This window comes from Streptomyces venezuelae (assembly GCF_008642295.1).
Taxonomy (GTDB): domain Bacteria; phylum Actinomycetota; class Actinomycetes; order Streptomycetales; family Streptomycetaceae; genus Streptomyces; species Streptomyces venezuelae_C.
This window is the reverse complement of sequence record NZ_CP029190.1, coordinates 2982831-2997906: the sequence shown is the minus strand read 5'-3', so window position 1 is coordinate 2997906 and position 15076 is coordinate 2982831. Positions and strand designations below refer to the sequence as shown.

Sequence of the window (15076 nt, the reverse complement as noted above, 5' to 3'; positions counted from 1 at the left end):
GACCTTCGCGTGATCTGCGCTGCATCGACTTGTGACAAGCGTTCGAGGGGCGCTAGGTTCCGTGACCTCCCCGCTGTCACGCGAAAGGTCCACCCTCATGCGTTCCGGGAACGGCCGCCATCGTCGGCCCCGTCAGGCCCCCGCGATAGTCGTCACGGCCGGAGTCACCGGCTCCGCCCTGGCCCTGCCGCTGCTCGCCGCCACCAGCGCGAGTGCGGCGGACACCGCCACATGGGACAGGGTCGCCGAGTGCGAGAGCGGCGGCACCTGGAGCGCCGACTACGGCAGCGGAGCGTACGGCGGGCTCCAGTTCACCCAGGAGCAGTGGAAGGCGGCCGGCGGGCTCGACTACGCCCCGCGCGCCGACCTGGCCAGCCGCTCCCAGCAGATCGCCATCGCCGAACGGGTGCTGGCGACCGACGGGCCCGAAGCCTGGGCCCAGTGCGCGGAGTCGGCCGGACTGACCCGCAACGGGCCGGCCGCCGCCGTGGACCCGGGCCAGCCGGGCCCCCAGCCGGCCCAGCCGCTCGCCCCGGTCCGCCCGGACGACAACCTGGACTCCTCCGGCGGCTCCGGCGCCTTCGGCCCGACGGCCGTGCCGGGCGGGGTGTTCACCCCCGGCGTGCCGGCCATGCCCGCCCCACTGCCGCCCACCGAGCCGGTCGCACCCGTCGGCCCGGTCGTGCCCACCGCGCCCGGTACGCCGACCGCGCCGGCCGGCGAGACCCCGGCGCCGGGCACCACCCCGACCGCGCCCACCACCCCGGGCACTCCGGGCACTCCGGGCACCCCCACGATTCCCGGCACCCCGACCGGCCCGACGGACCCCACCGCCCCGCCGCTCGCGCCCGGTACGCCGACCACCCCGGCCACGCCGGGCGGCCCGACCGCGGACCCCACGGCCCCGACGGCCCCCGGTGCCACCACCGACCCGTCGGCGCCCGGCACCCAGTCCGCCCCCGCCACCGGTCCGGGCGGCGCCCCGACGGCCGGTACGGACACCGGAACCGGACGGCACCGCGGTGCGCCCGCCGTTGAAGGAACCACTACATCCAACGCGAAGTCGGAAAAAACGGACCCGACATACACCGTGAAGCCCGGCGACAGCCTGACGGCCATCGCGGACGCCAAGGGGCTCAAGGGCGGCTGGAACGCCCTCTACGAGGCCAATGAGCAGGTCATCGGGGGCGACGCGGATCTCATCAAGCCGGGTCAGAATCTGGATCTAAGCGAGAAATAGGGCCAGTTCGGTCGACCGGAAAGGGCTCAATGTCCGTTTCGAGCAAGTGAGACATGCGTCTCTTCCGGTCAACTGGCGTGTCCTGCCTGTGACCTTTGGTAAATCCGCCCCTCACCTGCGCAAACACCCTTTCCGGGAGCGCAAGTAGGGGCGGTTTTGCGTGCGAAACGCTCGTTGAACATCCGGGGCAGACCTGTCTACCTTCTGAATCGCTCGCCACCGCGGGCCCCTTCGACCGCATCGCCGAATCCTGCCGGCGGACGGAGGGAACAGTCGTCGCGTCAAGCGCCGAAGGCAGGAGCGGGGGAACCAAGGTAAGTGCCGGACCCGGACGGCCGTTGAAAGACGGTCAGCGGGAACGGCTTGGGGTCAAGCCACGCGCTAGGTCGCGCGGCCGGGCAACTCACTCGCCCGAACCCGACAGCTCACCTCGCAGGCGTCGGTGAGGAGAAGTTCCATGCTGCTTTCCGGCAAGGGCAAGCACCGTCGCGCCTCCAAGGCCACCCGGATCGTCACGCTCGCCGGTGTCACCGGTGCCGCGATCGCCGCCCCGCTCATGGCTGCGGGCACCGCGAACGCCGCCACCGCCTCGCAGTGGGACACCGTCGCCAAGTGCGAGTCCGGCGGCAACTGGTCCATCAACACCGGCAACGGCTACTACGGCGGCCTGCAGTTCTCCGCCTCCACCTGGGCCGCGTACGGCGGCAAGGCGTACGCCGCCACCGCCAACAAGGCTTCCAAGGCCCAGCAGATAGCCGTCGCCGAGAAGGTCCTCAAGGGCCAGGGCAAGGGCGCCTGGCCGCACTGCGGCAAGGGCCTGACCAACGCCGCGTACAACGGCGGCTCCGCCGGTACCTCGAACGGCTCCTCCACCAAGAGCGGCACCGAGGTCAAGAAGGCCACCAAGCCGAAGACCGAGACCAAGCGCACCGAGACCCCCACCACCCGGTCCGAGCGCTCCCAGACCCCGGCCCCGTCGAAGCCGGTCAGCAAGCCGGCCGCGAAGCCCGCCGCCCCGGCGGCCCCGGTCACCCCGAAGACCGGCACCGGCTCCTACGAGGTCAAGGCCGGCGACACCCTCGGCGCCATCGCCGACGCCCACGGCGTCAAGGGCGGCTGGCAGCACCTGTACGAGCTGAACAAGGACATCCTCACGGATGCCGATCTGATCTTCCCGGGCCAGAAGCTGAAGCTCTCCTGACACCCGGCTGAACCCCCGGTACATCCCCGGTACAGCACGACCGCCCGGCACGTCCCCGACGTGCCGGGCGGTCGTATGTCCGGCGGATTCCAGCGGATTCCGGCGGATTCCAAGGGTCCTATGTCCTGTAAGACGGGTATTCGGGCCCTTTTTCGTCCCAGGACCCGGGCGGTCGGCCGGCCCACTGCCCGGAGCCGGTTAGGCTCTAGACCGGCAGGGGCCTCCCCGGCTCCATGCGCCACCGCACACCCAGCGTCACATCCCAGAAGGAGATGCTCGTGCCGTCCATCGACGTCGTCGTAGCCCGGGAAATCCTGGACTCCCGAGGCAACCCCACGGTCGAGGTCGAGGTGGGCCTCGACGACGGCAGCACCGGCCGTGCTGCAGTTCCGTCCGGCGCCTCCACCGGTGCCTTCGAGGCCATCGAGCTCCGTGACGGTGACCCCAACCGTTACATGGGCAAGGGCGTCGAGAAGGCCGTCCTCGCCGTCATCGAGCAGATCGGCCCCGAGCTGGTCGGCTACGACGCCACCGAGCAGCGCCTGATCGACCAGGCCATGTTCGACCTGGACGCCACCGACAACAAGGGCTCGCTCGGCGCCAACGCCATCCTCGGCGTCTCCCTGGCCGTCGCCCACGCCGCGTCCGAGGCCTCGGACCTGCCGCTGTTCCGCTACCTCGGCGGCCCGAACGCGCACCTGCTGCCCGTTCCGATGATGAACATCCTCAACGGTGGGTCGCACGCCGACTCCAACGTCGACATCCAGGAGTTCATGATCGCCCCGATCGGCGCGGAGTCCTTCTCCGAGGCGCTGCGCTGGGGTGCCGAGGTCTACCACACCCTCAAGAAGGTCCTGCACACCAAGGGCCTCTCCACCGGTCTCGGTGACGAGGGCGGCTTCGCCCCGAACCTGGAGTCCAACCGCGCCGCGCTCGACCTCATCATCGAGGCCATCAAGCAGGCCGGCTACACCCCGGGCAAGGACATCGCGCTCGCGCTCGACGTCGCCGCGTCCGAGTTCTACAAGGACGGCAAGTACGAGTTCGAGGGCCAGTCCCGCTCGGCCGCCGAGATGACCGACTACTACGCCGAGCTCGTCGAGGCGTACCCGCTGGTCTCCATCGAGGACCCGCTGTTCGAGGACGACTGGGCCGGCTGGAAGACCATCACCGACCGCCTGGGCGCCAAGGTCCAGATCGTCGGCGACGACCTCTTCGTCACCAACCCCGAGCGCCTGGCCCGCGGTATCGAGGAGGGCTCCGCCAACGCCCTGCTCGTGAAGGTGAACCAGATCGGTTCGCTGACCGAGACCCTCGACGCCGTCGAGATGGCCCAGCGCAACGGCTTCAAGTGCATGATGTCGCACCGCTCGGGCGAGACCGAGGACGTCACCATCGCCGACCTCGCCGTCGCCGTGAACTGCGGTCAGATCAAGACCGGCGCCCCGGCCCGCTCGGACCGCGTCGCCAAGTACAACCAGCTGCTGCGCATCGAGGAGATCCTCGACGACGCCGCGGTGTACGCCGGCCGCTCGGCGTTCCCCCGCTTCAAGGGCTAATCACCCGCCTCGGGGCTGGCCTCCGTACGTCCCCGCACCCGGTCCCGTACCGTGTGCGGGGACGTACTGCGTACACAGGGGAGGCGGGACATGGCCGGGAACCGGGATCGGTTCTCCACCGCGACCAGGCTCAGGCAGCTCGGTGAGCGGACCGCAGCCCACGTCTACCGCTCGCAGTCGCGCCGTCAGGTGCGCCGCAGCCGGCTCACCGGCCGGGCCGCGCTGCTGGTGCTCGTCCTCTGTACGCTGGTCGTCGCCCTCGCCTATCCGATGCGCCAGTACGTCTCCCAGCGCTCGGAGATCACGGAGCAGCAGCGTGCCGCGGACGAGGCGCGCCAGCGGCTCGAGGAGCTGCGTGACGAGAAGGCCCGCTGGCAGGACCCGGCCTATGTGAAGCAGCAGGCGCGCAGACACCTGCACTTCGTGCAGCCCGGGGAGATCGGCTACACCATGATCGATCCGACCGCCGAGGCCGAGGAGCGGCGCCGCACCGAACACGGCGCGGCCGACCGTCCCTGGTACTCCAACGTCTGGGACGGCGTCGACAAGGCCGACCGCCCCGACGCCAACTAAGTCAGACCGAGCAACCACGAAGAAGAGATCCCTCCAGGCATGCAGACGCCCCCGCCCCAGACCGAACGGACCGAGCCGACCGACGCCGACATCGAGGCGTTCCAACAGCAGCTCGGCCGCCCGCCCCGCGGGCTGCGCGCCATCGCGCACCGCTGCCCGTGCGGGCAGCCCGATGTGGTCGAGACGGCCCCCCGGCTCCCCGACGGCACCCCCTTCCCGACCCTGTACTACCTGACCTGCCCGCGCGCCGCCTCCGCCATCGGCACCCTGGAGGCCAACGGCGTGATGAAGGAGATGCAGGCCCGGCTCGCCGAGGACCCGGAGCTGGCCGCCGCCTACCGGGCCGCGCACGAGGACTACATCGAGCGCCGGGACGCCATCGAGGTGCTGCAGGGCTTCCCGAGCGCGGGCGGCATGCCCGACCGGGTGAAGTGCCTGCACGTGCTGGTCGGCCACTCGCTGGCGGCCGGCCCGGGTGTGAACCCGTTCGGCGACGAGGCCCTGGCGATGCTGCCGGAGTGGTGGGCCAAGGGCCCCTGCGTGACCCCCTGCGGGGAGAAGAAGGAGGAGGACGGCCAGTGACCCGGGTCGCCGCCATCGACTGCGGTACGAACTCCATCCGGCTGCTGATCGCCGACTGCACCCCGGAAACGGGCGAGCTGGTCGAGCTGGACCGCCGGATGACCATCGTCCGGCTCGGCCAGGGCGTCGACAAGACGGGCCGGCTGGCCCAGGACGCCCTGGAGCGGACCTTCGCGGCCTGCCGCGAGTACGCGGCCGTCATCAAGGAACTGGGCGCCGAGCGGCTGCGGTTCGTGGCCACCTCCGCCTCCCGGGACGCCGAGAACCGGGACGAATTCGTCCAGGGCGTCCTCGGCATCCTGGGGGTCGAGCCCGAGGTGATCTCCGGGGACCAGGAGGCCGAGTTCTCCTTCACCGGCGCCACCAAGGAGCTGGCCGGCGCCGACCACCTCGAGAAGCCCTTCCTGGTGGTGGACATCGGCGGCGGCTCCACCGAGTTCGTGGTCGGCGAGGAGCACGTCCGGGCCGCCCGTTCGGTCGACGTGGGCTGTGTCCGGATGACCGAGCGGCACCTGGTGGTGGACGGGGTCGTCAGCGACCCGCCCACCGAGGCGCAGATCGCGGCCGTGCGCGCGGACATCGAGGCGGCGCTGGACCTGGCGGCGGAATCGGTGCCGCTGGCCGAGGCCCGCACCCTGGTCGGCCTGGCCGGCTCGGTGACCACGGTCGCCGGGATCGCGCTCGGTCTCGCGGAGTACGACTCGGCGCAGATCCACCACGCCCGCATCCCGTACGAGAAGGTCCGCGAGATCAGCGAGCGGATGCTCACCTCCACCCACGCGGAGCGCGCCGCGATCGGCGTGATGCACCCGGGCCGGGTGGACGTGATCGGCGCCGGCGCACTCGTCCTGCTGGCCATCATGGAGCGGATCGGCGCCACCGAGGTCGTGGTCTCGGAACACGACATCCTCGACGGCATCGCCTGGAAGACCGCGGAAGAGGTCGAGTCGGACGACCAGCGGTCCTGACCCGCGGACATCGTCGAACGGCGGTGCTCCGGTCAGCTGCCGGAGCACCGCCGTATCGCTTGGATTCAGATGGTGCGGTAGATGTCGCGGCGGTCGCCGACTTTGACCACGAGGATGACGAGCTCGCCGTCAAGGACCTGATAGGCGATGCGGTAGCTGCCGACCCGGAGCCGGTACAAGCCGGAGGGGCCGGTGAGCTTCTTGATGTCGGCGTCCTCGCGATACGGATCGTCGCCCAGCGCGGTCAGGGCGGCGAGGATCCGCATCGCGGCCGGCTTGTCGATCGCCCGCAACTGGCGTTGCGCCGCGGTGGTGAACCGGAAGGCGTACTTCACGCCGCGCTGTCACCTCGTTCGCTGAAGAGGTCGGCCAGCAGCTCGGCCATGGTCACGGTCGGTTCGCCGTCGGCGAGTACCGCCTCCGCCTCGCGTGCGAGCAGTTCGTCCGCCGCTTCTTCGAGCGCATTGAAGTCCGCGATGGGGACGATGGCGGCCACCGGAGCGCCGTTCCGCGTGATGACGGTCGGCGCGCCCTGCTCCGCACGGTTGATGTGGTCCGCGAGGCGGGCCCGGGCTTCGCGCACGGTCACGGCGTTCTCATCACTCATGACATCAGTGTACGCACGAACGTGTACACGTGCCTGCGACCGCCTGAATGTGACATGTCAGGAGGGTTCACGGCCCCCGCTCGAACGAACTTCGTGAAGTTCTTCACAAGGAAAAGGGGCCTGGTGGGCCGCCGGAATGGTCTCCCGAGGCCCTCCGGAGGCCTCCAGGCCCCTTTTGTGTACGCGTTTGTGCGAATGGCGGGAGCTGCGGGTTCCGTATCGGAGCTATGGACAAAGCCGGTGGTCCAGTCCACTTGACGGCCTGGAGGCCAGTTCAGACCGGGTGTACAACGACTCCCGTTACACCGTGGTTCCCGTTGCGCGCCATGACCTGGGTCACGTGGGCGGGGCAGTGTAGCAGAGGGACTGTGTCACCTTGTGAAGGGGCTCACGAGCGTCCCTCTACCGGGTGCTGGATACTCGTTCCATGAGCACCACGGAGCGTCCCAGGATCCTCGTAGTAGGAGGTGGGTACGTAGGCCTGTACGCAGCCAAGCGCATCATGAAGAAGATGCGTTACGGCGAGGCGACCGTCACGGTCGTCGACCCGCGGTCGTACATGACCTACCAGCCCTTCCTCCCCGAAGTGGCCGCAGGCAGCATCTCGCCTCGGCACGTTGTCGTCCCGCTGCGACGCGTGCTGCCCAAGGCTGAGGTTCTCACCGGCCGGGTCACCACCATCGACCAGGACCGCAAGGTCGCCGTCGTCACGCCGCTCGTCGGCGAGGCGTACGAGCTGCCCTTCGACTACCTGGTGATCGCGCTCGGCGCCATCTCCCGCACCTTCCCGATCCCCGGCCTCGCCGAACAGGGCATCGGCATGAAGGGCGTCGAAGAGGGCATCGGCCTGCGCAACCACGTCCTCGAGCAGCTCGACAAGGCCGAGTCCACGACGGACGAGAACGTCCGCCGCAAGGCCCTCACCTTCGTCTTCGTCGGCGGCGGCTTCGCCGGTGCGGAGACCATCGGCGAGGTCGAGGACATGGCCCGCGACGCGGCCAAGTACTACACCACGATCAAGCGCGAGGACATGCGCTTCATCCTGGTGGACGCGGCCGACAAGATCCTCCCCGAGGTCGGGCCCAAGCTGGGCACCTGGGGCAAGGAGCACCTCGAGTCCCGCGGTATCGAGATCTACCTCGGCACCTCGATGGACTCCTGCGTGGACGGCCACGTCGTGCTGAAGAACGGCCTCGAGGTCGACTCCAGCACCATCGTGTGGACCGCCGGCGTCAAGCCGAACCCGGCGCTGGCCCGCTTCGGCCTGCCGCTCGGCCCCCGTGGCCACGTCGACGCCGCCCCGACCCTCCAGGTCACCGGCACCGACTACATCTGGGCCGCGGGCGACAACGCCCAGATCCCGGACGTGGCCGCCCGCAAGGCCGGCGTGGAGAACGCCTGGTGCCCGCCGAACGCGCAGCACGCGCTCCGGCAGGCCAAGGTGCTCGGCGACAACGTCATCTCCGGTATGCGGGGCTTCCCGCAGAAGGAGTACTCGCACTCCAACAAGGGTGCGGTGGCGGGTCTCGGCGTCCACAAGGGCGTTGCGATGATCGTCATGGGCGGGATGAAGATCAAGCTCAAGGGCCGGCTGGCCTGGTACATGCACCGTGGTTACCACGGCATGGCCATGCCGACCTTCAACCGCAAGATCCGCGTCTTCGCCGACTGGACCCTCGGCATGTTCCTCAAGCGCGAGGTGGTCTCCCTCGGCGCGCTGGAGAGCCCGCGCGAGGAGTTCTACGAGGCCGCCAAGCCGGCTCCGGCCGCTGCCGCCCCGGCTCCGGCCGAGAAGGCCAAGGCCTCCTGAGGCCGGCCCGGGCCCCAGGGCCCGGGATGCGCCGCCGTAGGACCTGCACGGCCTGCACGACCTGTACGACCCCGAAGGGGCTGCCTGCCATCCGTGGTGCGGGCGGCCCCTTCGGCGTACCGGAGGCCCACGCTGGGTAGTCGGAAATGTCGAGCCTTTTGTGGAGGTGTTCGCCATGACCGACGCCGCACCGCGGCTGGCCGCTCTTGCCGAGACCCTGCTGGGGGCACCGCTGCCCGTGCGCATCCGCGCCTGGGACGCCAGTGAGGCGGGCCCGCCCGGCGCCCCCGTACTGGTGTTCCGGCACCGCCGCGCCCTGCGCAGGCTGCTGTGGAAGCCGGGTGAACTCGGGCTGGCCCGGGCGTGGGTCGCGGGCGACCTGACGATCGAGGGCGACCTGTACGAGGCCCTGGGCCTGCTGTCCGGCCTGCTGTGGGAGCGCCCCAAGGCCCTGGCCGCCCCGGTGCGCGGGGCGGCCCGGCGGGCGGCCCTGCGGGACCTGCTGGTGCTGGCCGGGCCCTGGCCGCCGCCCCGGCCCCCGGCCGAGGAGGCACCGCACCGGTCCGGGACGCAGCACACCCGGTACCGGGACCGGAAGGCCATCCACCACCACTACGACGTGGGCAACGAGTTCTACGAGCTCGTCCTCGGCCCCTCCATGGTGTACTCCTGCGCCTTCTGGCAGCCCGGCGGCAGCCTGGAGCAGGCCCAGCACGACAAGCTGGACCTGGTCTGCCGCAAGCTCGCGCTGGCCGAGGGCGACCGGCTGCTGGACGTCGGCTGCGGCTGGGGCTCCATGGCCCTGCACGCGGCCCGGGCGTACGGGGCCCGGGTCACCGGGGTCACCCTCTCCCGGGAACAGGCGCTGTACGCCCGCAAGCGGGTGGCCGAGGAGGGCCTGGCGGACCGTGTCGAGATCCGGGTCCAGGACTACCGGGACGTCAAGGACGGTCCGTACGACGCGATTTCCTCGATCGGGATGGCCGAGCACGTCGGCGCGGCCCGCTACCGCGAGTACGCCGGCATCCTGCACGCCCTGCTGCGGCCGGGCGGCCGGCTGCTGAACCATCAGATCGCCCGCCGCCCGGAGCCCGACGAAGCGGCCTACCGGGTGGACGAGTTCATCGACGCGTATGTCTTCCCGGACGGGGAGCTGTCCCCGCTGGGCAGCACGGTGGGCGAACTGGAGCGGGCCGGCTTCGAGGTCCGGGACGTGGAATCGCTGCGGGAGCACTACGGGTTGACCCTGCGCGCCTGGGTGTCCCGCCTGGAGGCGGCCTGGGACGAGGCGGTGCGCCTCAGCTCCCCCGGCCGGGCCCGGGTGTGGCGGCTCTACATGGCCGCGTCCGCCCTGGGCTTCGAGCACGCCCGGCTGGGGGTCAACCAGGTCCTGGCGGTACGGGCGGCCCCGGGGGGCGGCTCGGGGCTGCCACTGCGGACCCGTACCTGGCCGGCGGCCTGAGCCCGTCCGCGCCGGAACGCACCGGGGCCCCGCGACCGTGCAGGTCGCGGGGCCCCGTCGGGGTCCCGGGAGCGGGACGGCGCCCGCTACTCCGCCCGCTACTCCGTCTTGATGGCGGTCAGCATGTTCAGCCGCGCCGCGCTGCGGGCCGGCCACATCGCGGCCAGTACGCCCACCAGCGCCGCGAGCAGCAGGAACAGGCCGATCCGGTCCCACGGGAGCACCAGCTCGTAGCCCGGTACGGACTTCGAGAAGGTGGTGCCGCCCGCCCAGGCGAGGAAGACGCCGACCACGACACCGAGCACCGCGCCGAACAGGGAGATCACCACGGACTCCAGCCGGATCATGTTCTTGACCCGGGCCCGGTCCAGGCCGATCGCCCGCAGCATGCCGATCTCCTGGGTCCGCTCGAAGACGGACATCGCCAGGGTGTTGACCACACCGAGCACCGAGATGATCAGGGCCATGCCGAGCAGGCCGTACATGATGTTCAGCGCCAGGTTGACCATGCCGCCCATCTCGTTGCGCATGTCCTGCTGGGTGGCGACGGAGATGGCCGGGTTGTTGCCGAGGGCGTCGATGACCGCCTTCTCGCCGGCCTTCGACTCGCCGCCGACGGTGTTCACGTACACCTCGGGGATGTACTGGTCCTCGCTGTGGGCGGCGAGGATCTTGTTGTCGAGGACGTACGGGGAGAGCAGGCTGTCGAGTTCCTTGTAGACGGCGCCGACCTTCAGCTGGGCCTTGGTGCCGTCGTCGTACTGGACCTGGAGGACCGAGCCGACCGACAGGCCGCTCTTCTTGGCCGTGGTGTCGGCGACTGCGACCTCGCCCTTGGCGAGGCTGCCGAGCTGTCCGCTGACCACCTCGACGTTGAGCAGGTCCCCGATGGCGGCCGGGTTGACGCCCGAGGCGGACCGGAACTCGCCGCCGATCTTCAGGTAGCCCGCCGTCTGCGGGGAGACCGCCTTGATGCCGGGGGCCTTGGCCAGGGTCTCGGCGACCGACTTGTCCAGGCCGCCCATGCCGCCGGACATGGTGACCTTGTAGTCGGCCTTGAGCTTGTCGGTGCTCATCCGGTCGACGGCCTTGCCCATGGTGATGCCCATCACCGACATGGCGGTGACCAGGGTGAGGCCGATGGCGAGGGAGGCGGCGGTGACGGCGGTCCGGCGCGGGTTGCGCACCGCGTTCTGCGCGGCCAGCTTGCCGGGCACGCCGAACACGCGTTCCAGCAGCGGGCGGATGGCGGCGATGACCGGCCGGGACAGCAGCGGCAGCAGCACGATCAGACCGAGCATCAGGAAGAACCCGCCGGCCGCGACGGTCTCCTTGCCGTCGCTGCCCATGGAGACGCCGAGGAAGACGATGCCGGTGCCGAGCAGGCCGAGCAGGATGCCGAAGACGTTGCGCAGCACCAACGACTTGGCGGTGGCCGGCAGGTGGGCGCTGCCCATGGCGGCGACCGGGGGGATCCGGCCGGTGCGCCAGGCCGGGACCAGGGCGGCCAGGGTGGTGACGACCACGCCGATGACCAGGGCCACGATGACCGTGCCCGGGGCGATGATCAGATCGCCGGCCGGGACCTTGGCGCCGAGCGAGTCCATCAGCGCCCGGATGCCGATCGCCAGCCCGATGCCGCTGATCAGACCGATGGTGGCGGAGATGATGCCGACGACCCCGGCCTCGGCCAGGACGGACCGGATGACCTGGCCGCGCTTGGCGCCGACGGCGCGGAGCAGGGCCAGCTCCTTGGTGCGCTGGGCGACCAGCATGGTGAAGGTGTTGTAGATCAGGAAGATGCCGACGAAGAGGGAGATGCCGGCGAAGATCAGCAGCGCGGTGCTCATGCCGGCCATCTCGCGCTCGATCGACTTGGCCTGCTCGGCGGCCAGTGCGGCACCGGTCTTGGCGGTGGTGTTCTTGGCGAGCAGCGGCTTGATCTCGGCGAGCAGGGTGTCGGCGGTGGTGCCGTCCTTGGCGCCGACCAGCAGCTCCTGGTAGAAGCCGGGCTGCAGGTAGAGCTGCTGGGCCACCGAGGTGTCGAAGAGGACCAGGCTGCCGCCCGCGTTGACCTGGCCGTCGTCGGTGGTGAACACACCGGCGAGGGTGTACTCCTTCACCGGCCCGTTGGTGGCCACCCGGACCTTGTCGCCGACCTTGTACGAGCCCTGCTTCGCGGTCTCCTTGTCCAGGGCGATCTGGCCGGCCGCGGCCGGGCCGGTGCCGTCGGTGAACCCGTAGCGCGGGTCCTTGCCGTCCTTGACCGGGGCGTAGTTGGAGCCCCGGTTGGCCCAGCCGGAGCCGATCAGCTTGCCGTTCTCGTCGCCGACCCCGGCGAAGCCGGAGACCCGGCCGGAGACGGCGTCGACCCCGGGGAGCCCCTTGACCCGGTCGAGGGTCTTCTGGCTGATGCCCGGCTCGCCCTCCTTGACCCCGTCCTCGTTGGTGGTGGAGCCGTGGGAGGTGACGGAGACGGCGACGCCGTCGAAGCTCTTGGCGGACTGGCCGGAGAGGGCCTTGCTGAGGGTGTCGGTGAAGACGAGGGTGCCGGAGACGAAGGCGACGCCGAGGGTGACGGCGAGGACCGTCATCAGCAGCCGGGCCTTGTGCGCGAGGACATTGCGCAGGGCGGTACGGAACATGGTGGAGGAGTCCAGGGGAAGAAGGGTGTCGGACGGCGGGCGCGCGGGCGCGCGGGCGCAGCGGGCGGGCGGCTGCGCGGCGGGGGACGCCTCAGCTGGTGCGGCCCTTGGCGTCGAAGGCCTTCATGCGGTCCAGTACGCCGTCCGCGGTCGGGCGGTGCATCTCGTCGACGATCCGGCCGTCGGCCAGGAAGATCACACGGTCCGCGTAGGAGGCGGCAACCGGGTCGTGGGTGACCATCACCACGGTCTGGCCGAGCTCGCGCACCGAGTTGCGCAGGAAGCCGAGGACCTCGGCGCCGGAGCGGGAGTCCAGGTTTCCGGTGGGCTCGTCACCGAAGATGATCTCGGGCCGGGAGGCCAGTGCGCGGGCCACGGCCACGCGCTGCTGCTGGCCGCCGGAGAGCTGGGTGGGGCGGTGCGAGAGGCGCTCGGAGAGGCCGACCATGTGGATCACGGTCTCCAGCCACTGCTTGTCGGGCTTGCGGCCGGCGATGTCCATGGGGAGCGTGATGTTCTCCAGGGCGGTCAGGGTCGGCAGCAGGTTGAAGGCCTGGAAGATGAAGCCGATCTTGTCCCGGCGCAGCTGGGTGAGCTGCTTGTCCTTCAGGCTGCCGAGCTCGGTCTCGCCGATGCGGACGGAGCCGGAGGAGAAGGTGTCCAGGCCGGCCACGCAGTGCATCAGGGTGGACTTGCCGGAGCCCGAGGGGCCCATGATCGCGGTGAACCCGCCCTGGCCGAAGTCGACGGAGACGTTGTCGAGCGCGACGACCTGGGTCTCGCCCTGGCCGTACACCTTGGAGAGGCCGGTGGCGCGGGCGGCCACGGCCTGGGTGGTGTGCGGGGCGTAGTTCATGGTGGTCACTTCGGGAGCTCCTCGGGGCGGACGCGGTCTGCGGGACCTTTCCATCGTCCCGGCGCCCGGCCCGCCCGGGATCAGCCGCCGAGCCCGTTCACGGGGCGACCGGAGTCTGACCGCGAGGGGGAGGGCGTCCTCCTTTGGTATGACAGTGCCCCCTGACGGACCGGGTGACGGCCGGGCGGTGAGGGGGGTCCGGCCGGGGGTGGCCCGGGGTGGCCCGGGGTGGCGCACAGGGTGGCGCACCGGCGTCGAAATCCCGTCATTCCCGAACTGAGGGTGATCGCCACCCGTAGCGGGCCGACCCCGTGTTCTCGCCGCTGACGGAGCCTCAAGCGCCAATAAAATCAGACAACATCGCACAGAGGGGCGTCTGGTGACAGGGGTGTTCCCGTTAGGCTCGCCATTGCGTTCAAGGCTTTATGTAACGAGCCGCACGGCGTTGCCCGGATGGTGGAATGCAGACACGGCGAGCTTAAACCTCGCTGGCCCTCGGGCCGTGCCGGTTCGAGTCCGGCTCCGGGCACTGCACGGCCCCGTGCCGCCGTCCCTCTTATCCCCTGCCGGTTCGCCATGCCTTCTCCTAAGATCCTCCTCCAGCAGTAGAGTGCTTTCTTTGCGAACGCATTACTCTTGATGCAAGGCCGCGCACGGTGGCCATGGAGGAGTGAGATGAGGAGCAGCAACCCGGTCTTCTCGCGACGGGGGTTCAGCCGCGACAACGGCGGCTACGCGGGCTTCGAAGCCCAGCCGCAGATGCAGGCCGGGACCGCGACCAACCCGTACGCGACCAACCCCTACGCGGCCGACCCGGCCACGGGGATGCCGCAGGCCCCGGTCCGCGCCAACGCGATGACCATCGACGACGTCGTGAGCCGTACGGCCATGACGCTGGGCCTGGTCGTGCTGACGGCGGCCATCTCCTGGATCGCCCTGCCGGTCGACCCGGCGAACATCGGCAAGTCCTACGGCATCGCCATCGGCGCCGCGCTGATCGCCATGGTCCTGGGCCTCGTCCAGGCCTTCAAGGCCAAGCCGGTGCCCGCGCTGATCCTGGGCTACGCCGCCTTCGAGGGTGTCTTCCTCGGTGTCATCAGCGCCGCGACCAGTACCTACATCGGCGCCGGCGTGGTCATCCAGGCCGTGCTCGGCACGATGTGCGTGTTCGCCGGCGTGCTGTTCGCGTACAAGATGCGCTGGATCCGCGTCACCCGCCGCTTCTACGGCTTCGTGATGGCCGCCGCCATGGGCTTCATGCTGCTCATGGTCGTGAACCTGCTCTTCTCGGTGTTCACGGACGGCGACGGCCTGGGCTTCCGCTCCGGCGGCCTCGGCATCCTGTTCGGCATCATCGGCGTCATCCTCGGCGCCTGCTTCCTCGCCCTGGACTTCAAGCAGGTCGAGGACGGCGTGACGTACGGCGCTCCGCGCGAGGAGTCCTGGCTGGCGGCCTTCGGCCTCACCATGACCCTGGTGTGGATCTACCTGGAGCTGCTGCGCCTGTTCTCGATCCTTTCGGGCGACGACTAGCAGGACCGGACCGGCAGGACCGGACCGGCATGGGGAAGGC

General features: G+C 70.4%; 13 protein-coding genes, 1 tRNA gene and 1 riboswitch. Of the genes, 10 read left to right on the top strand and 4 right to left on the bottom strand.

Going from position 1 to position 15076, the window contains the following annotated elements:
* Window positions 1–97: 97 nt before the first annotated feature.
* The 6 genes from DEJ50_RS13015 (at window position 98) to DEJ50_RS12990 (ending at window position 6123) form a co-directional block, all read left to right on the top strand.
* Window positions 98–1240 (top strand): transglycosylase family protein, encoded by a 1143-nt coding sequence (locus DEJ50_RS13015; protein ID WP_150208065.1) that lies wholly within the window; start codon window positions 98–100, stop codon window positions 1238–1240.
* Between the two features lie 276 nt (window positions 1241–1516).
* A riboswitch (cyclic di-AMP (ydaO/yuaA leader) is annotated at window positions 1517–1694 on the top strand.
* Window positions 1695–1697: 3 nt separating this feature from the next.
* Entirely contained in the window at window positions 1698–2441 is a 744-nt protein-coding gene (locus DEJ50_RS13010; RefSeq protein WP_150208064.1) for a transglycosylase family protein, read from the top strand.
* A gap of 272 nt (window positions 2442–2713) precedes the next feature.
* Window positions 2714–4000, top strand: coding sequence for a phosphopyruvate hydratase (eno, locus tag DEJ50_RS13005; RefSeq protein ID WP_030028493.1), 1287 nt, complete (start codon window positions 2714–2716; stop codon window positions 3998–4000).
* 90 nt (window positions 4001–4090) lie between these two features.
* Window positions 4091–4573: an FtsB family cell division protein gene (locus DEJ50_RS13000; protein WP_150208062.1), complete on the top strand. Its 483-nt coding sequence runs from the start codon at window positions 4091–4093 to the stop codon at window positions 4571–4573.
* Window positions 4574–4612: 39 nt separating this feature from the next.
* Window positions 4613–5155, top strand: coding sequence for a DUF501 domain-containing protein (locus tag DEJ50_RS12995; protein WP_150208060.1), 543 nt, complete (start codon window positions 4613–4615; stop codon window positions 5153–5155).
* Entirely contained in the window at window positions 5152–6123 is a 972-nt protein-coding gene (locus DEJ50_RS12990; RefSeq protein WP_150208058.1) for a Ppx/GppA phosphatase family protein, read from the top strand. Before DEJ50_RS12995 ends, DEJ50_RS12990 begins: the two co-directional genes overlap by 4 nt.
* A 65-nt stretch (window positions 6124–6188) precedes the next feature.
* Here DEJ50_RS12990 and DEJ50_RS12985 read toward each other — a convergent pair whose 3' ends face one another.
* Both DEJ50_RS12985 and DEJ50_RS12980 read right to left on the bottom strand, forming a co-directional pair.
* Window positions 6189–6458 carry a type II toxin-antitoxin system RelE family toxin gene (locus tag DEJ50_RS12985; RefSeq protein ID WP_150208056.1) on the bottom strand — a complete coding sequence of 90 codons (270 nt, stop codon included), beginning with the start codon at window positions 6456–6458 and terminating at the stop codon, window positions 6189–6191.
* Window positions 6455–6730, bottom strand: a complete 276-nt coding sequence (locus tag DEJ50_RS12980) for a type II toxin-antitoxin system Phd/YefM family antitoxin (protein WP_150208054.1) — start codon at window positions 6728–6730, stop codon at window positions 6455–6457. Before DEJ50_RS12980 ends, DEJ50_RS12985 begins: the two co-directional genes overlap by 4 nt.
* Before the next feature lie 427 nt (window positions 6731–7157).
* On the opposite strand from DEJ50_RS12980, the gene DEJ50_RS12975 reads away from it, so the two are divergent.
* Together DEJ50_RS12975 and DEJ50_RS12970 are read left to right on the top strand one after the other, a co-directional pair.
* Complete coding sequence (locus DEJ50_RS12975) at window positions 7158–8540, top strand: NAD(P)/FAD-dependent oxidoreductase (RefSeq protein ID WP_150208052.1); 1383 nt, start codon at window positions 7158–7160, stop codon at window positions 8538–8540.
* Between the two features lie 175 nt (window positions 8541–8715).
* Window positions 8716–10002: an SAM-dependent methyltransferase gene (locus tag DEJ50_RS12970; protein WP_150208050.1), complete on the top strand. Its 1287-nt coding sequence runs from the start codon at window positions 8716–8718 to the stop codon at window positions 10000–10002.
* A gap of 98 nt (window positions 10003–10100) precedes the next feature.
* Here the strand turns inward: DEJ50_RS12970 and DEJ50_RS12965 are convergent, their stop codons facing one another.
* Window positions 10101–12647 (bottom strand): ABC transporter permease, encoded by a 2547-nt coding sequence (locus DEJ50_RS12965; protein WP_150208048.1) that lies wholly within the window; start codon window positions 12645–12647, stop codon window positions 10101–10103.
* A 91-nt stretch (window positions 12648–12738) separates the two neighbouring features.
* On the bottom strand, window positions 12739–13503 hold the full coding sequence (locus DEJ50_RS12960) for an ABC transporter ATP-binding protein (protein ID WP_150212096.1): 765 nt from the start codon (window positions 13501–13503) through the stop codon (window positions 12739–12741).
* A 447-nt stretch (window positions 13504–13950) separates the two neighbouring features.
* On the opposite strand from DEJ50_RS12960, the gene DEJ50_RS12955 reads away from it, so the two are divergent.
* A tRNA-Leu gene (locus DEJ50_RS12955) sits at window positions 13951–14032 on the top strand.
* Between the two features lie 146 nt (window positions 14033–14178).
* Complete coding sequence (locus DEJ50_RS12950; protein ID WP_150208046.1) at window positions 14179–15036, top strand: Bax inhibitor-1/YccA family membrane protein; 858 nt, start codon at window positions 14179–14181, stop codon at window positions 15034–15036.
* The last annotated feature ends 40 nt before the right edge of the window (window positions 15037–15076 follow it).